This window comes from Ancylobacter koreensis (assembly GCF_023016525.1).
Taxonomy (GTDB): Bacteria; Pseudomonadota; Alphaproteobacteria; order Rhizobiales; family Xanthobacteraceae; genus Ancylobacter; species Ancylobacter koreensis.
On record NZ_JALKCG010000002.1, the window covers coordinates 228950 to 251855 of the forward strand.

Genomic DNA, 22906 nt, shown 5'->3' on the forward strand with positions numbered 1-22906 from the left:
CGGCTCAGTCCGCCTTGGCGCGGACCGGCGCCGAGCGAACGGCATCGCCGCCGGCGCTCTTGGCGGCGGCGCGCGGGCGAACCGTGTCGGTGCTGTCCTCGCCCTGCGGCTTGCGGGCGGTCATGGTCTTGTCGACGGTGACGAGGCGCAGCACGTTGGTGGTGCCGGGGGTAGCGAAGGGCACGCCGGCGGTGATGGCGATCTTGTCGCCCTCCTTGGCGAAGCCGTGGTCTACCGTCACCTGCGTCGCCTTGGCGGCCATCTCGCCGAAGGTGTGGATCTCCTCCGGAGCGTGCACCACGTGGACGCCATAGGACATCACGAGGCGGCGGGCGGTGGAGAGCTGGCTGGCGATGCCGATGATCGGGATGCGCGGGCGCTCGCGCGCCGCGTGCAGCGTGGTGGTGCCCGACAGCGTGTAGGTGACGATGGCGGCGGCATCGATCGACAGCGCGGCCTGGTAGGCGGCCTGCGTCACCGCGTCGGCCACCGAGTGGCCGGCATCGGGACGCTGCGATTCGATGATGGCGCGGTAGCCTTCGTCGCGCTCCACCTGCTTGATGATCTGGTCCATCATCGCCACGGCCTCGACCGGATACTGGCCGGCCGCGCTTTCGGCGGAGAGCATCACCGCGTCGGCGCCGTCATAGACGGCGGTGGCGACGTCGGAGACCTCGGCGCGGGTCGGCACCGGGGCGCTGATCATCGATTCGAGCATCTGCGTCGCCACGATCACCGGCTTGCCGAGGCGGCGGGATTCGCGGATGACGCGCTTCTGCAGCGCCGGGATTTCGGGCAGCGAGAGCTCCACGCCGAGATCGCCGCGCGCCACCATGATGCTGTCGGACAGCTCGGTGAGGCGGGTGAGGTGCTCGACCGCCAGCGGCTTCTCCAGCTTCAGGTTCACCTGGGCGCGGCCCTGGATGAGTTCCTTGGCCTCGATCACGTCCTCGGGGCGCTGCACGAAGGAGAGGGCGATCCATTCGACGCCGAGGTCGAGCGCGAAGAACAGGTCCGAGCGGTCCTTGTCGGTGAGCGCCGAGACCGGCAGCAGCACGTCGGGGACGTTGAAGCCCTTGTTGTTGGAGAGCTTGGTGCCGGCGACCACCTCGGCCTCGATGAAGCCGGCGCCCTTCTTGACGACGCGCACGCGCACCTTGCCGTCGTCGAGCAGGACGGTGGAGCCCTCATGCAGGGCTTCGAGGATTTCCGGGTGCGGGATCGGCACGCGCTTCTCGTCGCCGGGCGTCGTGTCGGTGTCGAAGCGCAGCGTGGTGCCGGGGGTCAGGTTGATGAAGCCGTCGACGAAGCGGCCGAGGCGCAGCTTCGGGCCCTGAAGGTCGGCCAGCACGCCGATGGGGCGGCCGACGTCCTTTTCCAGCGCGCGGACGGCGCCGAGCACGCGGCCATGGTTCTCCTGAGTGCCGTGGCTGAAGTTCAGCCGGAACACGTCGACCCCGGCCTCGTAAAGGGCCTTGATCTTGTCCGGGCTTGAAGAAGCCGGACCCAGCGTCGCCACGATCTTGGTCGCGCGTCCACGCTTGCTCACCATGATATCCTCCGTCGTGCCTGCGCCGATGCGCGGCACCGGCTCGTCCTCATATGGACCAAAAGTAGGGTCCTGTCTCCCGGATGTTATCTTGCACCGCAGCGTGTCCGTTTCGCGACGCGGCGGGGACCGTCGGGGCTCTGCGCACCGCTCTTTACGCCTCGCGAGGCCAGCAGCGGCGCCGTTTTGCGGCAGACGGACGGCAGCGGCGCGAGCGCCGGATTCTCCTTGCTGGTATTCGGAATTCTGTATACCAATAGAAGGGTCACGCGTGGGTCTTCGGCCTCCGCCCCGCGGTATTCCGGCATGGCTGATGCATCGGCCACGGGGATTCCGGCGGCGGCGGGCACAGCGCCCCATAGTCCGCAGCCAGATGCAGGTTTCGACGTTTCCGCCAACTCGCAGACCGCAACCTAAAGGCATCGGCAGCCATGACGCGCAAGATCAGGAAACTCCTCGTCGCCAACCGATCCGAGATCGCGATCCGCGTATTTCGCGCCGCGACCGAGCTCGGGATCTCGACGGTCGCCATCTATGCGGAGGAGGACAAGCTCTCGCTCCACCGCTTCAAGGCGGACGAGGCCTATCTCGTCGGCCGCGGCCCGTGGCTCGCCAAGCCGCTCGGCCCCATCGACGCCTATCTCTCCATCGACGAGGTGATCCGCGTCGCCAAAGAGGCGAAGGTCGACGCTATCCATCCCGGCTACGGCTTCCTCTCCGAAAGCCCGGAATTCGCCGAGGCCTGCGAAGAGGCCGGCATCATCTTCATCGGCCCGACGCCGCAGACCATGCGCACGCTCGGCAACAAGGTGGCCGCGCGCAACCTCGCCATCTCGGTCGGCGTGCCTGTCATGCCGGCGACCGAGCCGCTGCCCGACGATTCCACCGCCGTGCTGGAGGCGGCGCGGCAGGTCGGCTACCCCGTCATGCTCAAGGCGAGCTGGGGCGGCGGCGGACGCGGCATGCGCCCCATCGAGAGCGAGGACAAGCTGCTCGACGCCGTGATGACGGCCAAGCGCGAGGCCAAGGCGGCCTTCGGCAAGGACGAGGTGTATCTCGAAAAGCTGGTGCGCCGCGCCCGGCACGTCGAGGTGCAGATCCTCGGCGATACCCATGGCAACCTCGTCCATGTCTATGAGCGCGACTGCTCGATCCAGCGCCGCAACCAGAAGGTCATCGAGCGCGCGCCCGCTCCTTACGTCGACGAGGCGACCCGCAAGGGCCTGACCGACGCCGCGCTCGCCATCTGCCGGGCGACCGACTACATCGGCGCCGGCACGGTCGAGTTCCTGATGGATGCCGACACCGGCGCTTTTTACTTCATCGAGGTCAACCCGCGCATCCAGGTCGAGCACACGGTGACGGAAGTCGTCACCGGCCTCGACCTCATCAAGGCGCAGATCAAGATCCTCGAAGGCGGCCATATCGGCGACGTCGCCGAGACCGGCATTCCCCCGCAGCAGGACATTCGCCTCAACGGCCACGCCATGCAGTGCCGGATCACCACCGAAGATCCGGAGAACAACTTCATTCCGGACTATGGCCGCATCACCGCCTATCGCGGCGCCATGGGCTTCGGCATCCGCGTCGATGGCGGCACCGCCTATTCCGGCGCCGTGGTGACGCGCTTCTACGACCCGATGCTGGAGAAGGTCACGGCCTGGGCGCCCTCCAGTGAGGAGGTCATCTCCCGCATGTACCGCGCGCTGCGCGAGTACCGCATCCGCGGCGTGGCGACCAACCTGCCGTTCCTCGAAAACGTGCTGACCCACGACGACTTCACCAACTGCCGCTACACCACCCGCTTCATCGACACGACGCCGGAGCTGTTCGACTTCGGCGGGCGGCGCGACCGCGCCACCAAGCTGCTCGCCTGGATCGCCGATGTGACGGTGAACGGGCACCCCGAGGTGAAGGGCCGCGCGAAGCCCTCCGCTACCGCGCGCATTCCCGAGCCGCCCGCCTTCCTGAACGAGCCTGCCCCCGGCACGCGCCAGCTTCTCGACCAGCTCGGCCCGAAGGGCTTCGCCGACTGGATGCTGGCGCAGAAGCGCGTGCTCGTCACCGACACCACGATGCGCGACGCCCACCAGTCGCTGCTCGCCACCCGCATGCGCGGCCATGACATCGCCCGCGTCGCCGATTCCTATGCGCGCGGCCTGCCCGGGCTCCTCTCGCTGGAATGCTGGGGCGGCGCCGCCTTCGACGTCTCCATGCGCTTCCTCTCGGAAGACCCGTGGGAGCTGCTGGCGAAGATCCGCGAGAGCGTGCCGAACATCCTCACCCAGACCCTGGTGCGCGGGGCGAACGGCGTCGGCTACGCCAACTACCCCGACAACGTGGTGCGCTTCTTCATCCGCCAGGCGGCGGATGCGGGCATGGACATCTTCCGCGTCTTCGACTGCCTCAACTGGATCGAGAACATGCGCGTCTCGATCGACGAGGCGCTGAAGACCGGCAAGCTGGTCGAGGGCGCCATCTGCTATGCCGGCGACCTGCTGGACCCGGACCGCTCCAAGTACAATCTGAAGTACTACGTCTCGATGGCGAAGGAGCTGGAGAAGACCGGCGTCCACGTCCTCGGGCTCAAGGATATGGGCGGGCTCGTCAAGCCGGCCGCCGCCAAGGTGCTGTTCAAGGCGCTGAAGGAGGAGGTCGGCCTGCCGATCCACTTCCACACCCACGACACGTCGGGCGTCGCGGGGGCTTCCGTTCTGGCGGCGGTGGAGGCGGGCGTCGACGCGGTCGATCTCGCCATGGACGCCATGAGCGGCATGACCTCGCAGCCGTGCCTCGGCTCCATCGTCGAGGCGCTGCGCGGCTCCGAGCGCGACACCGGGCTCGACCCGGAGGCGATCCGGCGCATCTCCTTCTACTGGGAAGGCGTGCGCGCCCAGTACGCTGCCTTCGAGAGCGACCTCAAGGGGCCGGCCTCCGAGGTCTATCTGCACGAGATGCCCGGCGGCCAGTTCACCAACCTCAAGGAGCAGGCGCGCTCCATGGGGCTGGAGGCCCGCTGGCACGAGGTGGCAAAGGCCTATCGCGACGCTAACGATCTGTTCGGCGACATCATCAAGGTCACGCCCTCCTCGAAGGTGGTGGGCGACCTCGCGCTCATGATGGTGAGCCAGGGCCTGTCCGCCGCCGATGTGCTGGACCCCAAGCGCGACGTCGCCTTCCCGGCCTCGGCGGTGGCGATGCTGCACGGCGAATACGGGCAGCCGCTGGGCGGTTGGCCCGAAGCGCTGCAGAAGAAGGCGCTGAAGGGCGAAGCGCCGATCACCGTGCGCTACGGCTCGCTGCTCGACGATGCCGATCTCGACGCCGAGCGTGACGAGGTGTCGAAGCTCATCGGCCGGCCTGCGACCGACCGCGAGCTCGCCTCCTATCTGATGTACCCGAAGGTGTTCTCGGACTTCGCGCCTGTGGTGGCGAAGTTCGGCCCGGTCTCCGCGCTGCCGACTCCGGTGTTCTTCTACGGCATGAAGCCCGGCGACGAGACCACCATCGAAATCGAGCGCGGCAAGACGCTGATGGTGCGCCTCACCGCGCTTGGCGACACGCGCGACGACGGGCTGGTCGAAGTGTTCTTCGAGCTCAACGGCCAGCCGCGCATGATCCTCGCGGTCGACCGCGACGCGGTGCCGAAGGTCGCCGGCCGGCGCAAGGCGGAGGAGGGCAACGACCTCCATGTCGCCGCGCCCATGCCCGGCACCATTTCCTCGCTCGGCGTGGTCAGCGGGCAGCAGGTCCAGGCCGGCGACGTGTTGCTGACCATCGAGGCGATGAAGATGGAGACCGCCATTCACGCCCCGCGCCCCGGTACGGTGCAGGAAATCCTGGTGTCGCCGGGCAATGCCATCGACGCGAAGGATCTTCTCGTCGTGCTGGAGGCGTGAGGCGGCGACGACATGACGTGCCTCCGGACCGGCAAGGCCCGCAGGCAAGAAACATAATCGGCTAACGACCTTCTTGGGAGGAAGGCAATGCGTCTGGCAGTACTGAAGGAAGACCTGACCGTCGAACCGCGCGTGGCGGGCTCGCCGGATACGGTCCGGCGCTATCTTGGTCTTGGAGCGGAGGTTTTTGTCGCGTCGGGTGCGGGATTGGCGTCTGGGATCGGCGACGGGGAGTATGAGGGGGCGGGGGCGAAGGTGGTGGCGGACAACGCTGCGGCGGTCGCCGGGGCGGATATCGTGCTCGGTGTGCGGCGTCCGGCGGCGGCGGCGCTTGCCGGGGCGAACCGGGGCGCGCTGGTGATCGCCATCGCCGACCCGCACGGGCAGGAGGCGGCGCTGGGCGAGATCGCCGGCACGGGCGTCTCGCTGTTCGCGATGGAGCTGATGCCGCGCATCACCCGCGCGCAGGTGATGGACGTGCTGTCCAGCCAGGCGAACCTCGCCGGCTACCGGGCGGTGGTGGACGCGGCGGCCGAGTTCGGCCGGGCCTTCCCGATGATGATGACGGCGGCGGGCACGGTGCCGGCGGCGCGGGTGTTCGTGATGGGCGCGGGCGTGGCCGGCCTTCAGGCGATCGCCACGGCGCGGCGCCTTGGCGCGGTGGTCTCGGCCACCGACGTGCGCCCGGCCTCGAAGGAGCAGGTGGAGAGCCTCGGGGCCAAGTTCATCGCGGTCGAGGACGAGGAGTTCAAGCAGGCCGAGACGGCCGGCGGCTACGCCAAGGCGATGTCGGCGGAGTACCAGGCCAAGCAGGCGGCGCTGACGGCGAGCCATATCGCCAAGCAGGACATCGTCATCACCACGGCGCTGATCCCCGGCCGGGCGGCGCCGAAGCTGGTGTCGGCCGACATGGTGGCGTCGATGAAGCCGGGCTCGGTGCTGATCGACCTGGCGGTGGAGCGCGGCGGCAATGTCGAGGGCGCGGTCGCGGGGGACGTCGTCACCACGGCGAACGGCGTGAAGATCGTCGGGCATCTCAACGTGCCGGGGCGGCTCGCGGCGACGGCCTCGCAGCTCTACGCCAAGAACCTGTACGCCTTCGTGGAGACGCTGGTGGACAAGGGCACGAAGAGCCTGGCGGTGAAGTGGGACGACGAGCTGGTGAAGGCGACGCTGCTGACGCGGGACGGCGCGGTGGTGCACCCGTCCTTCGCGCCGGCGGCAGTGACGGCGGCCTAGGCCGCGCCGGAGCGAGCTGAACCTGCGGGCGCGCGCGGCGCGCGCCCGGCGCAGAGCGATGATGAAGAGGCGGGCGGCGCGGGCAGGCGCGGCACGCGCCTCGTGAACAGACGTCAGGGGATTGAGGGAAATGGCCAATCCGGCAACGGGCGACGCGGTCGCCCAGAACGCGGTCGAGGGAGCGCGCATGGCGGCCGAGGTGGCGCGCCAGGCGGCCCAGGCGGCGCAGGCCTATGCGGAAGCGGCGGCGCAGAACTATGCGGAGATCGCGGGACAGGCGGCGGGCGCGGCGGCGCACGCGCTCACCGGCGGGGCGATCGACCCGTTCGTGTTCCGGCTCGCCATCTTCGTGCTGGCGGTGTGCGTCGGCTATTACGTGGTGTGGTCGGTGACGCCGGCGCTGCACACGCCGCTGATGAGCGTGACCAACGCGATCTCCTCGGTGATCGTGGTGGGCGCGCTCCTCGCGGTGGGCGTCGACACGGTAGCCGAGGGCACGGAATGGGCGCGCGGCTTCGGCTTTGTCGGGCTCGTGCTGGCGGCGGTGAACATCTTCGGCGGGTTCCTGGTGACCAGCCGGATGCTCGCCATGTACTCGAAGAAGAAGTGAGGGCGCCCCGATGAACGCCAATCTGGTCGCGCTTCTGTACCTCGTCTCGGGGGTGCTGTTCATCCTGGCGCTGCGCGGGCTGTCGAGCCCGGTGACGTCCCGCCAGGGCAATCTGTTCGGCATGGTCGGCATGACCATCGCCATCGTGACGACGCTGGCGGCCTCGCCGCCGGCGGGTCTGGGCGGCTGGGCGCTGGTGCTCGGCGGCCTCGCCATCGGCGGCGGGCTAGGGGCGGTGATCGCGCGCAAGATCGCGATGACGCAGATGCCCCAGCTTGTGGCGGCCTTCCACTCGCTGGTGGGCCTCGCGGCGGTGATGGTGGCGGCGGCGGCGCTCTACGCGCCGGGCGCCTTCGGCATCGGCGCGCCGGGCGAGATCCACGCGCAGGCGCTGATCGAGATGAGCCTGGGCGTCGCCATCGGCGCCATCACCTTTACAGGTTCCGTGATCGCGTTTGCCAAGCTGAACGGCAATATGAGCGGCAAGCCGATCCTGCTGCCGGGCCGGCACGTCATCAATGCGGGCCTCGCCCTGCTGATCGTGGTGCTGATCGGCGTGCTCACCATGACCGAGAGCCACACGGTGTTCTGGCTGATCGTGATCGCCAGCCTGGTGTTCGGCGGCCTGCTGATCATCCCGATCGGCGGCGCCGACATGCCGGTGGTGGTGTCGATGCTGAACTCCTACTCGGGCTGGGCGGCGGCGGGCATCGGCTTCACGCTGGGCAACACGGCGCTGATCATCACCGGCGCGCTGGTGGGCTCCTCGGGCGCGATCCTGTCCTACATCATGTGCAAGGGCATGAACCGCTCCTTCGTCTCGGTGATCCTGGGCGGGTTCGGCGGCGACAGCGCCTCCGGCCCGGCGGGGGCGGCGGAGACGCGGCCCGTCAAGCAGGGCTCGGCCGAGGACGCGGCCTTCATCATGAAGAACGCGGCGAAGGTGATCATCGTGCCGGGCTACGGCATGGCGGTGGCGCAGGCGCAGCACGCGCTGCGCGAGATGGCGGACAAGCTGAAGGAGGAGGGCGTCGAGGTGAAATACGCCATCCATCCGGTGGCGGGCCGCATGCCCGGGCACATGAACGTGCTGCTGGCGGAAGCCAACGTTCCCTATGACGAGGTGTTCGAGCTGGAGGACATCAACTCGGAGTTCGCGCAGGCGGATGTGGCCTTCGTCATCGGCGCCAACGACGTGACCAACCCGGCGGCGAAGACCGACCCAACCTCGGCGATCTACGGCATGCCGATCCTGGACGTGGAGAAGGCCAAGACCGTGCTGTTCATCAAGCGCGGCATGGCGGCCGGCTATGCCGGCGTCGAGAACGAGCTGTTCTTCCGCGACAACACCATGATGCTCTTCGCCGACGCCAAGAAAATGGTCGAGGACGTCGTCAAGAACCTCAATCACTGACACGGGCCGGGACTCAAGGACAAGGGCGGCCGGGAGCCATTCCGGCCGCCCTTTTCTTTTATGTGGCGCTGCGGCAGGCCGCTTAACCCGCTGTCAACCAAACCCCGCGTAGCGTCCGCTCATGACGCGCGGCGTTTCCTGGTTTCTCGTAGCCCCGCTCGTCCTTCTGGGGCTTTCCGGTTGCAAGTTCGGGCTCGAGCAGCGCGAACCCTGGCGCTCGGAAGCTGAGGAACGGTGCCTGGCGGAGGGCCGCGTGAAGCCCTCCGCCTTCATCGTCCAGGACAGGGCGCTCGACGGTCCCGGCACCTGCGGCATGGACCATGCCTTCCGCATCACCGCCTTTGCCGAAGGCTCCGTGGAAGTCGCGCCCCGCGCCACGCTCGCCTGCCCGATGACCTCCGCCGTCGACCAGTGGCTCTCGCACGACGTGCAGGGTGCCGCCATGGCCTGGTTCGGCCAGCCGGTGGTGAAGGTGAAGCAGATGTCCTCCTATTCCTGCCGGCGCATGAACGGGGCGGCCACCGGCAAGACCTCCGAGCACGCCTATGGGAACGGGCTGGATATCGGCGCCTTCATTCTCGCCGACGGGCGCGAGATCTCGGTGAAGAAGGACTGGAAGGGCGCCGCCGATGCGCGCGGCTTCCTGCGCACCGTGCAGGCGGATGCCTGCGAGCGCTTTACCGTGGTGCTGGCGCCGGGCTCCAACATCTACCATTACGACCACATCCATATCGACCTGATGCGCCGCGCCTCCGGCAGCACGACCTGCAAGCCGCGCGCGGAGCGGCCGGTGCCGCCGCGCCTGCCGGTCTACAAGGCGCCGCCCTACAAGGCGCCCTATGGCGGGGGCTGGCAGGCGGGCCCAATGTCCGCGTCTCCCGAGAGCGAGACCGGCGGCGACGCGGCGGAGGGCTTCGACGGCGATTACGGCGCGGGCCCGGAAGCGTCGGCGCAGGTTTATGGCGCGCCCCCCGGTCGCGGTGCTCCGGTTTACGGAACGCCGCCGGCCGCGCCGGCACGGCCTGTCGAGGCGCGGATGGCGCCGGCAAATCCCTATCCCGCGCCCAGCCGCGCGCCCGCACCGGCCTATCCTGCCGGCGGCGCGCCGATGGTGCTTTCGCCGCCGCCGGACACGTATGGCGTGACGGCGCCCGGCTATCCCGCGCAGTCCTATCCCGCCCAGTCCTATCCGGCGCCCGGCTACCCCGCACAGGGCTACCCGGCCCAGGGCTACCCCGCTCAGGCGGCGCCCTCGACCTATCCCGCGCCCGGTGCCTATCCCGCCGCGTCGGACTATCCCGCGCCGGCGAGCCCATACCCCGCCAATCGCTACCCGGCGGCGCCCTACCCTGCGGCCGCCCCGGCCCCGGTGCCGCCGGCGGGCCGCAAGAATCCGCCGGGCCTGCTGCCGCCGGCCAGCGTGCCGCTTGCGAAGTGGCTGGGGCTCGACCCGACGCCGACCGGCTCGACGGGGAATGTGCGCTCCTTCACCACGGAGCGCGAATTCGCCAGCCCGATCCCTGCGCCGGGCGAAAGGCTGCGCCGCGACTGAGCCGGCGGGCTCAGTCGAGCAGCGTGTCGAGGCCGCGCTTCACGCCCACCCAGCCCTGCACCCTGCGTGCCGCCAGCAGCGTGCCGGCGACATAGGGCGCGGCCGAGGAGCCGGCATCGTGGCGCAGGGTGAGGCGCTCGTCCGGCGCACCGAAGATGGCTTCCACCCCGAGCACGAAGGAAGGCAGGCGCAGCGCGTGCACGCGCACCTCGCGCGCGCCCTCGCCGAAGGCGCCGCCGCGCGTCGCCGCCACGCCGACCACCTCGGAGACCGGGCGGCTGGTGGCCGGCTGGCGGATGCCGGCCAGCGTCTCGGCGAGCTCGCGGCCGGTGCCCGAGGGCGCGTCGATCTTGCCCGGCGAGGCGTAGTCGATCAGCTCGACATCGGCGACGTATTTCGCCGCCTCCAGCGTGAAGCGCTTGAGCAGCGTCGCGGTGATGGAGAAATTGCCGGCCGCGAGCAGGCCGACGCCCTTCGTGCGCGCCACTTCGTCGAGCTCGGCATAGTCCTCGGCGCCGAGGCCGGAGGTGCCGATGACGACGGCGAGCCGGGCCTCCAGCGCGGCGCGCGCATTGGCCTTCACGACGCCCGGCTTGGTGTAGTCGATCAGCACGTCGGCGGGCACGTCCAGCGCCTCGGCGACGCTGGCGAAGACCGGCACGCCGCTCGCCGCGCCGCCCTGCGCGATCCCGAGATCGGCGCCGGCATGGCTGCGGGCGATGCCGGCGACCAGTTCGAGGTCGGGTGCGGCGGCGATGGCGGGGGCGAGCGCGCGGCCGACCCAGCCGGTGGCGCCGGCGAGGATGATGCGGATGGCCATGGCGGTTCGCTCCTTGCGCGGAAGAGGGGAGCGCAGCAGTAGCAAAGCGCCCGCGCCTGCGCCATGCACGGCGAGCGCGGGACAGCGCGGGGAAGGTGCCAGCCGGCCTGTAAGCCGGGTTCTGTATGGCGGGATTTCTCCCACGTGACGGCCATTCCTCTGGGACGCCGGTTGCCCGGCGCCTCGAGCAGTCAACCCGGGCGGCTGTCCGAAGACGGGACCTGAAGCAGAGCCATCTCTGGCCGCCTCGCGCCACCCCTATACGACTTTGCTCCCGGTGGGGTTTGCCGTGCCGCTTCCGTTGCCGGACGCGCGGTGCGCTCTTACCGCACCGTTTCACCCTTGCCGCGGGCGAACCCGAGGCGGTCTGATTTCTGTGGCACTTTCCCTGGGGTCGCCCCCGCCGGACGTTATCCGGCACCGTGTCTCCGTGGAGCCCGGACTTTCCTCGGCGTCCTTGCGGACGACGCGGCCGTCCGGCCGGCTGGCGGGGGAGCAATGGGGGAGGCGGGGCGCCGCGTCAACCCCGCGGCCGGGACGGCGTGAGGGACGCGCGGGCGGGGCGACGCGAAACAGGAATGCCCCGCCGCGCGGATCAATCAGTTCGAGGCCATGATGGTGCGGGCCTTGGAGCAGTAGCTGCGCGCCGCCGAGGACATGCGCGTGGCGCCATGGCCGCCCTGATAGCGCATCACGGTGCCGCAGGTGTCGCCGCCGGCGAGGCGATAGGCGCCGGCGAGGTAGCGCATGCCGTAGCGGATGTTGTTGGCGGGTTCGTAAAGCGCGGCGCGGCTGCCGATGTAGCCGACCCCGCGCGCGGTCTGGTGCTTGATCTGCATGAGGCCAACCTCGCCGGCGCGGCCGGTGAGGCGCGTGTTCCAGTTGCTTTCGATGCGCACCACCGCGCGGGCCAGCGCCACCGGCACGCCATTGGCGCGGGCCTCGCGGTCGACAAGGGCGGCGAGGCTGTTGGCTGACGATGTGTTGCGGGAGGAAGAAGAGGCCTCGACTTCGGAAGATTTCTCGAAGATCGACCTGGCACTGGCGATGTCCGCGCCGGAGAAGACGATGAGGGCGACGGTGAGCGAAGCACCGAGGAGGCGATAAACATTCATTACGCAGCGGTGGCCTTTTCATCCGGTTACGATGGCCGGAGAAAATCATTTCAAATCTGTCTCGAATGAGGCTGGATTTCAGCGAGAATTGCCACAGACGATAATCCTGCGACGGATCTACGCAGGGTGTACCGGCCGGTTGTGGCGCAACTGCAACGATCATGAACGATCGTTGCGCATATCGCAGGTCGCGCGACCTATCCTGTCGCGGCCTGCTCAAATTATCCGCGTGCGACTATTTCAGGCGTCGGCCGGACGCGCGGCGCTCAGCGCGTAGAGCGTCGCCAGCGTCGAGACGTCGGCGATGCCGTCGACCCGCGAGCGGCGGAAATGGCGCTGGAAGGCGCGCACCGCCGCCTCGGTCTGCCCGCAATAGGTGCCGCTGACCGGCACGCCGTAGCCATAGAGCGCCAGCATGGCCTGCAGCGCCTCGATGGGCTGGCCATGCTCGCCGCGCATGAAGAAGCGTCCGTCGCTGGGCGGCACCTCCGCGACGAAATGGCCGACGCCGAAGCGGTGCAGCACCTCCCAGGGGAATTTCTCGCCGGGGTCGTTCTTGCGCGCGGGGGCGACGTCGGAATGGGCGAGCACGCGGTCGGGCGGGATGGGGTGCCGCGAAAGAATGTCCCTGGCAAGCGCGGTCACGGCCTCGATCTGGATCGCCGGAAAGGGCGGATAGCCGAAATCGTGCCCCGGATTGGCGATCTCGATGCCGATGGAGTGCGAGTTGATGTCGGTGGCGCCGGCCCAGAAGGAGGCGCCGGCATGCCAGGCGCGCCGTGCCTCCGGCACGAGCTGGGCGATGCGGCCGTCCTCGAACACCACGTAATGGGCGGAGACCTGCCGCTCCGGCGCGCGCAGCCACGCCACCGCCTCGGGCGTCGATTCCATGCCGGTATAGTGCAGCAGCAGCATGTCCGGGCCGGCGACGCCGAGGCGCTCGCCATGGTTGGGCGAGGGCAGGATCTGCGCCACGAGGGGCGAGTCGGGCGGGAAGGGGGCGTCGGGCAAGTCGCTCATATCCCCTGCGGTAAGACCGGCGGCAGGCCGATTCAACAGATTCTTAAGGTTCATGGGGCGTTAATCGCCAATCGCCGGCCGCGGCGGAATCAGCGCGTCGAGACCGCTCGGCGCTGGGGTTCCGCGACGGCTGTTCCATTGACGCCCAGTATATCCCATGGTATCCCAAATCATCCCGTTGCAGTACCGAGTGAGCGAAGCCGAGGGCGCCGTTGCCGCGTCCCTCGCGGGGCTTCGTTCGTCCGGTGCAAGTCCTGCGGCGGGGCGTGTTTGCGTAGGGGCGTACCGGGCCGATGGAACGTTTCGTATCGACCTATGCGATGCGGCTCGATTCCAAGGGCCGGATGTCGATCCCGGCGCCGTATCGCGCGCTCATCGCGCGGGACGGGCTGGAGCATGTCTACTGCCATCCCGCGCTCGAACGGCCGGCCTTGCAGGCGGGCGGGGCGCGGCTGATGACGGGGATCGACGCCCTGATCGAGCGCTATCCGCCCTATTCGGAAGCGCGCGAGCAACTGGCGGGCGCGCTCTATGGGGCGATCGAGATCCTCAAGCTCGACCCGGAGGGCCGCGTGATGCTGAGCGAGGGGCTGAAGAGCCACGCGCATATCGGGAACGAGGCCGTGCTTGTCGGCCTCGGAGACAGTTTTCGGATCTGGGAGCCCGGCCGCTTCCGGGCGCATCTCGCGGAGGCCACTGCGAAGCTGCGCGCGCTGAAGGCGGAGATCGGCTCCCGGGGGGCGACGGGCAATACCCGCGCCGACGGGGCATGATGGCGGGTCGCGGTGGTCCGGAGACGGACGCTGCCGGCGGACCGGCCCGCCATCTGCCTGTCCTGCTCAGCGAAGTTCTCCATTATCTCGCGCCGAAGGATGGCGGCGTCTATGTCGACGGCACCTTCGGCGCCGGCGGCTATACTCGCGCCATCCTCGCCCGCGCCGACTGCCGGGTGATCGCCATCGACCGCGACCCCAACGCCATCCGCGACGGGCAGGCGCTGGTGGCCGAAAGCGCCGGCCGGCTCGCGCTGATGCATGAGCGCTTCGGCGCGCTGGACGAGGCCGCCGCCGGGGCGGGCGCGCCGCAGGTGGACGGGGTGGTGCTCGACATCGGCGTCTCCTCCATGCAGATCGACGAGGGCGAGCGCGGCTTCTCCTTCCGCCGCGACGGGCCGCTCGACATGCGCATGTCGCAGGACGGCCCCTCGGCCGCCGACCTCGTGGCCAAGCTCTCCGAGACCGACCTCGCCAACCTCATCTACCGCTTCGGCGAGGAGCGCCGCTCGCGCGCGGTGGCGCGGGCCATCGTCGAGGCGCGGGCGACGGCCCCCATCGAGCGCACGCTCCAGCTCGCCGACATTGTCGCCAAGGTGGTGTGGGCGAAGCCCCATGAGCCGCATCCGGCGACGCGCACCTTCCAGGCGCTGCGCATCGCGGTGAATGACGAGCTGGGCGAACTGGCGCGGGCGCTGTCCGCCGCCGAGCGCATCCTCAGGCCCGGCGGGCGGCTGGTGATCGTCACCTTCCATTCGCTGGAGGACCGCATCGTGAAGAACTTCCTCGCCAACCGCGCCAAGGCGTCCGGCGGCTCGCGCCACATGCCGGCGGTCGCCGGTGCCGCGCCCAGCTTCACGCTGGTGGCGCGCGGCGCCGTCGAGCCGGGGGAGGGCGAGCTTGCCGCCAATCCCCGCGCCCGCTCGGCCAAGCTGCGGGCCGGCGAGCGCACCTCGGCACCCGCCCATCCTGCCGGCGATCTTTCCTCGCTGCTGCCGCCCCTTCCGGTCCTGGACGCCCACCGCCGCCGCTGAGGTCGAGACATGTTCCGCGTACTCAATGCCGTCTCGGTCATCGCCCTGCTCGCCGCGGCCGGCGCCGTCTATCACGTGAAATACTCCTCGGCCTTCGAGGCGCAGGAGATCGCCAGGCTGCGCACCGAGATCCGCCAGGAGCGCGACCGTATCGCGCTGATGCATGCCGAATGGGCGCGCCGCACCGCGCCGGACCGCATACAGGCGCTGGCCGAGAAGCATCTCGACATGCAGCCCCTCGACGTCGACCACATGGACCGGCTCGCCAGCCTGCCCGCCAAGCCCGAGCGGAATGACGACGTGCTCGGCGGCATGATCGAGGCCCTCGTCGACGGGCCCTCGACCAACCCGGAGGCCAAGGCGGCGCCCGGCCCCGCTGCGGCCAAGCCCGCCGCGAAACCCAAGCCCGCCGCCGCGGCGCGGCTGCCCGACGACGCGCCGCTGCGCGAGGAGACCTATTCCGGCGAGCCGCTGCCGCTCTCGGCCATGCCGTCCGCCGGGGCGATGGTGCCGCAGCGTCCGCCGCTCGCCGGCCCGCAGGGCGTGCTCGGCGCGCCGCTCGATCCCGTGGCCGGCGACCCGCTGCTGCCGCCCGGCACCGTCGGCCAGTAGTCAGGGAGGAGCGACATGAACGAGACCCCCGCGCCCCACCTCACCCATTCCCTCGCGCAGGAGGCCGACGGGCGCACGGCGCCGCCGCCGCCAGCGCCGTCCCGCCTCGGTCGCTTCTGGCGGCGCCTGCCGCGCCATCTGCTGAGCCTCGTCCTGCTGCCGCCGCGCATCGTCATCGGCGTGGTGCGCGCCGCCTTCGGGCGCGGCCGGCCGGAGGCGCATGCGGTGGCGCGCGCGCGCATCCTGCTGTGCATGATGGTGTTCGCCGGAGCCTATCTCGCCATTGCCGGACGGCTCGCCCTGTTCGCCTCGGCGCCGGAAGGCGCGGCGGCGCGGCGCACCGTCGCCTCCGACGCGGTCGCCTCGGCACGGCCGGACATTCTCGACCGCAACGGGCTGGTGCTCGCCACAGACGTGCGCTCCGCCTCGCTCTACGGCGAGCCGCGCCGGCTGATCGACGTCGACGAGGCCGTCGAGGCGCTGACCGCCGTGCTGCCGGACCTCGACGCCAATGAGCTGCGCCAGCGCCTCTCCACCAATCGCGGCTTCGTCTGGCTCAAGCGCGACATCACCCCCCAGCAGCAGCGCGAGATCCACAATCTCGGCCTGCCGGGCATCGGCTTCATGACCGAGAACCGCCGCATCTATCCCGGCGGCACGCTCGGCGCGCATGTGCTCGGCTCGACCAACATCGACAACCAGGGCATCGCCGGCGTCGAGAAGTGGGTGGATACGCGCGGCCTCGCCGAGCTGCACCTCGCCGGTTTCGCTTCCGACCGCCAGCAGGAGCCGGTGGAGCTGGCGCTGGACCTGCGCGTGCAGCATGTGCTGCGCGACGAACTTTTCACCGCCAAGGAGAAGTTCAAGGCGATCGCCGCCGCCGGCACGGTGGTGGACGTGCGCACCGGCGAGATCATCGCCATGGTGTCGCTGCCCGACTTCGACGCCAACGACCCGGCCCGCTCGCTCGATGCCAAGAACCTCAACCGCCTGACCACCGGCGTGTTCGAGATGGGCTCCACCTTCAAGGCGCTGACCTTCGCCATGGCGCTGGACAGCGGGCGCTTCAACATAAACTCGACGCTGGACGCGCGCGCCGCGCTGCAGTTCGGGCGTTTCAAGATCCATGATTACCACGCCGAGAACCGCGTGCTGACGCTGCCCGAGGTGTTCCTCTATTCCTCGAACATCGGCACCGCGAAGATGGCGCTGGCGCTGGGCGTCGACGCGCACAAGGCGTTCCTCGCCAAGGCCGGCCAGCTCGACCGGCTGCGCACCGAGCTGCCGGAAAGCGCGGCCCCCATCGTGCCCAAGCGCTGGGGCGAGCTGAACACCGCCACCATCGCCTTCGGCCATGGTCTGGCGGTGGCGCCGCTGCAGGCGGTGATGGCGGTCAATGCGCTGGTGAATGGCGGCTACCTCATTCCGCCGACCTTCCTGAAGCGCACGCCGCAGGAGGCGCAGGCGCTCGCCACCCGCATCATCAAGCCCGAGACCAGCGCCAAGATGCGCTACCTGCTGCGGCTCAACGCCGAGAAGGGCTCGGCCAAGAAGGTCAACGTCCCCGGCTTCTACGCCGGCGGCAAGACCGGCACGGCCGAGAAGGTGATCGGCGGGCGCTATTCCAAGACCAAGCTGCTGACCACCTTCACCGGCGTGTTCCCGATGGACAACCCGCATTATCTCGTGCTGGTCATCCTCGACGAGCCGCAGGCGGTAGAAGGCACATATGGCTTCGCCACCTCCGGCTGGAACGCCGCCCCGACCACCGGCAAGATCATCACCCGTATCGGTCCGATGCTGGGCATCATGCCGCGTACCGACGTGCCGCCGGCGGAAAGCCTGCTGACCAACACCACGCTGGCGCAGGCCCAGTAAAGTGGAAACGCCGATTTCCGGTGCGTCAACCGCCTGGAATCGGCTATCTCGAAGACGGTCGGCGCCGCCCGGCCGGGATGCGGCCGGCGCCGACGCCGGGAGAGACGCCGGGATTGCGCGATGTCCGATCCGATACGACCCACGGCCGACTGTTCGCGAACCCTCACCCTGCGCGGGCTGGTGGGCGAGGATGCCGATTATGCCGGCGCCGATCCCGCCATCGAGGTGAGCGAGCCGGCGCTCGACAGCCGCCGGGCGCGGGCGGGTGACGTGTTTTTCGCCCTCTCGGGCAGCAAGGCCGACGGCATGGCCTTCGCGGCCGACGCCCTCAAGCGGGGTGCCGTCGCCGTCGTGGCGGAAAGCGAGCGGCCGGGCTGGCTCGATCCCGCCGTCTCCTATGTCCGGGTCGGCAATGCCCGGCGCGCCGTCGCGCTCGCCGCCGCGCGCGCCTTTCCACGCCAGCCGGAGACCATCGCCGCTGTCACCGGCACCTCGGGCAAGACCTCGGTCGCCGCCTTCGCAAGGCAGCTCTGGCAGGGGCTGGGTCATGCCAGCGCCAGCCTCGGTACGCTCGGCGTGGTGAAACCCTCCGGCGAGGTCTACGGGTCGCTGACCACGCCGGATCCCATCGAACTGCATCGCACGCTGCACGCGCTCGCGGGCGAAGGTGTCACCCATCTGTGCCTGGAGGCCTCCTCGCACGGGCTCGACCAGCACCGGCTCGACGGCGTGCGGCTGAAGGCGGGCGCCTTCACCAATCTCTCGCGCGACCATCTCGACTACCACCCGACCATGGACGCCTATCTCGACGCCAAGATGCGGCTGTTCCGCGATCTGGTGCCGCGCGGCGGCGGGGCGGCGGTGTGGGTGGACACCACCGAGGGTAGCCATGTCGCGCAGGTCGCCGCCGATCACGAGCTGGAGGTGCTCGGCATCGGCGTCGCGGGCGCAGGCATCGCGCTGCTGTCGCGCGCCGACGAGGGGCTCGGCCAGCGTCTGGAGGTCGAGGTCGAAGGCGCGCGCTACGTGCTGCGCCTGCCGCTGGTCGGCGCGTTCCAGGCTTGCAACGCACTGGTGGCCGCCGGGCTCGCCATGCTCACCGGGGCGAGCGCACGCGCGGTGCTGCCGCTGCTGGAAAAGCTCGCCGTGGTGCCGGGCCGGCTGGAACTGGTGGGCACGAAGGACGGTGCCGGCGTGTTCGTCGACTACGCGCACAAGCCCGACGCGCTCGCCAACGCGCTCGACGCGCTGCGCCCCTATGCCAGCGGCCGGCTGATCGTGGTGTTCGGCTGCGGCGGCGACCGCGACCGCGGCAAGCGTCCCCTGATGGGCGCCATCGCCGCCGCGAAGGCCGATGTGGTGATCGTCACCGACGACAATCCGCGCAGCGAGACCCCGGCGGCGATCCGCGCCGCCATCCTGGCGAGCGTACCGGGCGCGCGCGAGATCGGCGACCGCGCCGAGGCGATTTCCGCCGCCATCGCCATGGCACATGCCGGGGATGTCGTGCTGATCGCCGGCAAGGGCCATGAAACCGGCCAGATCGTGGGCGACCGGACGCTGCCTTTCTCGGACCGCGACGTCGCGGTCGCGCTGCTGGAGGAATGATCGACATGCTCGCCGCCCCGTCGCCGCTCTGGACCCCCGAGGCCCTCGCCGCCGCGACCGGCGGCACGCTGACGGGCGGGCCGGCCGGTCCCGTCGGCGGCGTGTCCATCGACACCCGCACGCTGAAGGCCGGCGACGTGTTCTTCGCCATTCGCGGCGACAACAGCGACGGCCATGCCTATGTCGGCAGGGCGGCGGAGAACGGCGCCGCGCTCAGCCTGGTGGAGCGCGGCCGGCTCGGCGAGATGCCGGAAGGCGTCGCCCTGCTCGCCGTGGACGACGTGCTCGGCGCGCTGCAGGCCGCCGGCCGCGCGGCGCGGGCGCGCACGGCGGCGCGCATCGTCGGCGTCACCGGCTCGGTCGGCAAGACCACGACCAAGGAGGCGCTGGCCCTCGCGCTCGGCGCCGACGGGCCGACCCATGCTTCGGCCGCTTCCTACAACAACCATTGGGGCGTGCCGCTCTCGCTCGCCCGCATGCCGGAGGCGAGCGCTTATGGCGTGTTCGAGCTCGGCATGAACCATGCCGGCGAGATCGGCCCGCTCAGCGCCATGGTGCGCCCGCATGTGGCGGTGATCACCACGGTCGAGCCGGTGCACATCGCCCAGTTCCCCAATGTGGAGGCCATCGCCGACGCCAAGGCGGAGATTTTCGCCGGCGTCGAGCCCGGCGGAGCGGCGGTGCTCAACCGCGACAATCCCCATTTCGAGCGCCTCGCACAGGCCGCGAAGGCGGCCGGCATCGGCACGGTGATCGGCTTCGGCGAGGCGGGGGATGCGCAGGTGCGCCTCCTCAGCGTGGCGCTGCAGGCGCAGGGCTCCACCGCCCTCGCCGACGTGATGGGCCAGACGGTCAGCTTCAAGATCGGCCTGCCGGGCCGGCATATCGTGCAGAACGCGCTCGCCGTGCTGGCGGCGGCCAAGCTGACGGGGGCGGACCTGTGCCTCGCCGCGATGGCGCTGTCCTCGCTCGGCCCGCCGCCCGGACGCGGCGTGCGCACCCGGCTCGCGGTGAAGGGCGGCGTCGCGACGCTGATCGACGAGAGCTACAACGCCAACACCGCCTCCATGCGCGCCGCCCTCGCCGTGCTCGGCACCACGCCGGTCGCCGGGCGCGGGCGGCGCATCGCCGTGCTCGGCGACATGCTGGAACTCGGCACGGCGGGGGAGGCGATGCACCGCGACCTCGCCCCCGCCGCCGCGACGGCCGATCTCGTCTTCTGCGCCGGCCCGCTGATGCGCGCGCTGTGGGAGGCGCTGCCGGAAGCGCGGCGCGGCGCCTGGGCGCCCGACGCGGCGGCGCTGCTGCCGCTGGTGGCCGAGCGGCTGCGCGGCGACGACGTCATCATGGTCAAGGGCTCGAACGGCAGCCGCATGGGCCCGCTGGTGCGCGCGCTGGCCGAGCGCTTTCCCGCGCCGAGCCTTGCCGAAGCGGCGGATTCGTCCGAATGAGGCCTGCCGGCCGCCGCTCTCCGATTCGATGCCTTGCTGCCCGGCGACATGCCGGCGTGCCGACCCGTTCCTCCGAAGGTTGATCCCCCATGCTGCAATGGCTTGCCGAACTCCAGGGAAGCGTCCCGGCAGTTAACGTCTTCCGCTACATCACCTTCCGCACCGGCGGCGCCATCATCACCGCCCTGCTCTTCGTCTTCATGTTCGGCCCGGCGATCATCGCGCTGTTGAGGCTGAAGCAGGGCAAGGGCCAGCCGATCCGCACCGACGGGCCGCAGTCGCACCTGCTCACCAAGAAGGGCACGCCCACCATGGGCGGGCTGATGATCTTCTCCGGGCTGATGGTGGCGACGCTGCTGTGGGGGAACCTCTCAAACCCCTATGTCTGGGTGGTGCTGTTCGTCACCATCGGCTTCGGGCTGATCGGCTTTTACGACGACTATCTGAAAGTGACGAAGCAGACCCATAACGGGCTCTCCGGCCGGGCACGCCTCGCCATCGAGGCGCTGATCGCCGGCACGGCGGCGGTGGTCATCATGCATGTCGGGCGCGAGCCGCTGTCCTCCTCGCTCGCCTTTCCGTTCTTCAAGGACCTGCTGATCGACCTCTCCTGGTTCTTTGTCGTGTTCGGCGCCTTCGTCATCGTGGCGGCCGGCAATGCGGTGAACCTCACCGACGGGCTCGACGGGCTCGCCATCGTGCCGGTCATGGTGGCGGCGGCCTCCTTCGGGATGATCTCGTATCTCTCGGGCAACGTGCTGTTCGCCGACTACCTGCAGATCCACTATGTCGCGGGGGTGGGCGAGCTGGCGGTGATCTGCGGCGCCATCATCGGGGCGGGCATCGGCTTCCTGTGGTTCAACGCCCCGCCGGCGCAGATCTTCATGGGCGACACCGGCTCGCTGGCGCTGGGCGGCCTGCTCGGCACCATCGCGGTGGCCACCAAGCATGAGATCGTGCTGGCGGTGATCGGCGGGCTGTTCGTGCTGGAGGCGGTGTCGGTGATCGTGCAGGTGGCCTCGTTCAAGCTCACCGGCAAGCGCGTGTTCAGGATGGCGCCGATCCACCACCATTTCGAGCAGAAGGGCTGGACCGAGCCGCAGATCGTCATCCGTTTCTGGATCATCGCGGTGGTGCTGGCGCTGATCGGGCTGTCCACGCTCAAGCTGCGGTGAGTTTTTCGTCATTCCGGCCGGTCGGCCGTTCCGGGAGGACCGGCAATCCCTGAAAACGCCGTCATGGCCGGGCTTGACCCGGCCATCCACGTCCTGGGGCCGGGGCACGGGAACAACGCCGTGGATCCCCGGGTCAAGCCCGGGGATGACGTCGTACGAAAGGGATGGGCGAGGCGCCTGCCGCCTCACCCGGGCAGCGCCAGCACCTTCTTCACATTGTTGGCGTGAACCTCCTCATAGGGCGCGAAATAGGTCAGCGCACCGGAGGCGATGTCCTCGGCGATGAAGGTGGAGAGGTCCTGGTCGGCCAGCGCCATGTCGGCGCGGGTGTAGAGCAGCTTCTTCACATAGCGGATCGTCGCGTCGATCAGCTCCGGCCCGTAGCCGCCCGCCGCGATCACCTCCGGCGCGCCATGATTGGGCAGGATGCGGGGATAGCCCCATGCCTTGATGCGCTTGAGCTCCTCCACATGCACGGCGAGCCGCTCGGGCTCGGCGACATAGGTGATCGGCTCCTCCAGCGTGTCGCCGGCCAGCATCAGGCCGAGCTCGGGCAGCAGCAGGATCAGCCCGTCATGGCTGTGGATCTCGGCCGGCTCCAGCTTCACCGTGAGCGCGCCGACCTTGAGTTCGGTCGGCCCGGTGATAACGCGGTTGGGCAGCACCAGCGGAAAGATCGGGGGATCGCCGTTCTCCAGCGCGATGCGGTGGCCGGCGAGCGCCTGCTCGGTGCGGTCGAGCGCGATGATCTCGCCGTCGGCGAACACCTCGTTGCCCGCCACATGGTCGTCGTGCCAGTGGCTCAGCACGACGCGGATCGAGGTGACGCCGGCGTCCTTCAGCGCGCGGCGCACGAGGCGGGCGTGCGGGATGGAGATGTGGGTGTCGTAGAGGATCGCCTCCGCGCCATCGACCACCGCATAGACGCACACGCCCAGCGCATAGGCGCCGTCGTCGAGCCAGTTGGGCGCGGCGGAATGGGCGCGCGCGCCCTCGATCCGCCCGTCATAGAAGGCGTAGACATTGGGATGCGGGCGCAGCACGCGCATCGTCGATCCGAGGGGAAGCAAGGCGGGCGCGGCCATCGCGGGCGACTCGTAAAGGGGTGAAGCGCCGATCATTTCATCGGCCCCCGAAATGCGCTAGCCAGATGTGCC

General features: G+C 69.9%; 17 protein-coding genes and 1 other RNA gene. 12 read left to right on the top strand and 6 right to left on the bottom strand.

Annotation, left to right across the window (positions count from 1 at the left end):
* Positions 1-4: 4 nt before the first annotated feature.
* On the bottom strand, positions 5-1552 hold the full coding sequence (pyk, locus tag MWN33_RS08205) for a pyruvate kinase (RefSeq protein WP_247200002.1): 1548 nt from the start codon (positions 1550-1552) through the stop codon (positions 5-7).
* Between the two features lie 428 nt (positions 1553-1980).
* Here pyk and pyc point away from each other — a divergent pair, with 428 nt between their 5' ends.
* From pyc to MWN33_RS19040, 5 genes are all read left to right on the top strand, one after another.
* Entirely contained in the window at positions 1981-5448 is a 3468-nt protein-coding gene (pyc, locus tag MWN33_RS08210) for a pyruvate carboxylase (RefSeq protein ID WP_247200003.1), read from the top strand.
* Positions 5449-5535: 87 nt separating this feature from the next.
* Positions 5536-6687, top strand: a complete 1152-nt coding sequence (locus MWN33_RS08215) for a Re/Si-specific NAD(P)(+) transhydrogenase subunit alpha (RefSeq protein ID WP_247200004.1) — start codon at positions 5536-5538, stop codon at positions 6685-6687.
* Between the two features lie 130 nt (positions 6688-6817).
* Positions 6818-7297, top strand: a complete 480-nt coding sequence (locus MWN33_RS08220; RefSeq protein WP_247200005.1) for a proton-translocating transhydrogenase family protein — start codon at positions 6818-6820, stop codon at positions 7295-7297.
* A gap of 10 nt (positions 7298-7307) precedes the next feature.
* Entirely contained in the window at positions 7308-8711 is a 1404-nt protein-coding gene (locus MWN33_RS08225) for an NAD(P)(+) transhydrogenase (Re/Si-specific) subunit beta (RefSeq protein ID WP_247200006.1), read from the top strand.
* A 121-nt stretch (positions 8712-8832) separates the two neighbouring features.
* A complete protein-coding gene (locus tag MWN33_RS19040) occupies positions 8833-10263 on the top strand; it encodes an extensin-like domain-containing protein (protein WP_281493690.1) in 1431 nt (476 codons plus the stop codon).
* A gap of 10 nt (positions 10264-10273) precedes the next feature.
* On the opposite strand, the gene dapB is transcribed toward MWN33_RS19040, so the two are convergent.
* From dapB to MWN33_RS08250, 4 genes are all read right to left on the bottom strand, one after another.
* On the bottom strand, positions 10274-11083 hold the full coding sequence (dapB, locus tag MWN33_RS08235; protein WP_247200007.1) for a 4-hydroxy-tetrahydrodipicolinate reductase: 810 nt from the start codon (positions 11081-11083) through the stop codon (positions 10274-10276).
* Positions 11084-11177: 94 nt separating this feature from the next.
* Positions 11178-11571: RNase P RNA component class A (gene rnpB, locus MWN33_RS08240), an RNA gene on the bottom strand.
* Between the two features lie 111 nt (positions 11572-11682).
* Entirely contained in the window at positions 11683-12198 is a 516-nt protein-coding gene (locus MWN33_RS08245; RefSeq protein WP_247200008.1) for a lytic transglycosylase domain-containing protein, read from the bottom strand.
* Positions 12199-12438: 240 nt separating this feature from the next.
* Positions 12439-13218 carry an N-acetylmuramoyl-L-alanine amidase gene (locus tag MWN33_RS08250; RefSeq protein ID WP_247200009.1) on the bottom strand — a complete coding sequence of 260 codons (780 nt, stop codon included), beginning with the start codon at positions 13216-13218 and terminating at the stop codon, positions 12439-12441.
* A 293-nt stretch (positions 13219-13511) separates the two neighbouring features.
* On the opposite strand from MWN33_RS08250, the gene MWN33_RS08255 reads away from it, so the two are divergent.
* The 7 genes from MWN33_RS08255 to mraY all read left to right on the top strand — a co-directional run bounded on the left by MWN33_RS08255 (position 13512) and on the right by mraY (position 21749).
* Positions 13512-13991 (top strand): division/cell wall cluster transcriptional repressor MraZ, encoded by a 480-nt coding sequence (locus MWN33_RS08255; protein ID WP_247200010.1) that lies wholly within the window; start codon positions 13512-13514, stop codon positions 13989-13991.
* Positions 13988-15025 (top strand): 16S rRNA (cytosine(1402)-N(4))-methyltransferase RsmH, encoded by a 1038-nt coding sequence (gene rsmH, locus MWN33_RS08260; protein WP_247200011.1) that lies wholly within the window; start codon positions 13988-13990, stop codon positions 15023-15025. The genes MWN33_RS08255 and rsmH overlap by 4 nt, the downstream gene beginning before the upstream one ends.
* Positions 15026-15034: 9 nt before the next feature.
* A complete protein-coding gene (ftsL, locus tag MWN33_RS08265; protein ID WP_247200012.1) occupies positions 15035-15637 on the top strand; it encodes a cell division protein FtsL in 603 nt (200 codons plus the stop codon).
* A gap of 15 nt (positions 15638-15652) precedes the next feature.
* Positions 15653-17515 carry a peptidoglycan D,D-transpeptidase FtsI family protein gene (locus tag MWN33_RS08270; protein ID WP_247200013.1) on the top strand — a complete coding sequence of 621 codons (1863 nt, stop codon included), beginning with the start codon at positions 15653-15655 and terminating at the stop codon, positions 17513-17515.
* A 120-nt stretch (positions 17516-17635) separates the two neighbouring features.
* Entirely contained in the window at positions 17636-19123 is a 1488-nt protein-coding gene (locus MWN33_RS08275) for a UDP-N-acetylmuramoyl-L-alanyl-D-glutamate--2,6-diaminopimelate ligase (protein WP_247200014.1), read from the top strand.
* A complete protein-coding gene (locus MWN33_RS08280; RefSeq protein ID WP_425531976.1) occupies positions 19120-20574 on the top strand; it encodes a UDP-N-acetylmuramoylalanyl-D-glutamyl-2,6-diaminopimelate--D-alanyl-D-alanine ligase in 1455 nt (484 codons plus the stop codon). The genes MWN33_RS08275 and MWN33_RS08280 overlap by 4 nt, the downstream gene beginning before the upstream one ends.
* Before the next feature lie 89 nt (positions 20575-20663).
* Positions 20664-21749 (top strand): phospho-N-acetylmuramoyl-pentapeptide-transferase, encoded by a 1086-nt coding sequence (mraY, locus tag MWN33_RS08285; RefSeq protein WP_247200016.1) that lies wholly within the window; start codon positions 20664-20666, stop codon positions 21747-21749.
* Between the two features lie 185 nt (positions 21750-21934).
* On the opposite strand, the gene MWN33_RS08290 is transcribed toward mraY, so the two are convergent.
* On the bottom strand, positions 21935-22834 hold the full coding sequence (locus tag MWN33_RS08290; RefSeq protein WP_247200017.1) for an MBL fold metallo-hydrolase: 900 nt from the start codon (positions 22832-22834) through the stop codon (positions 21935-21937).
* Positions 22835-22906 lie beyond the last annotated feature (72 nt).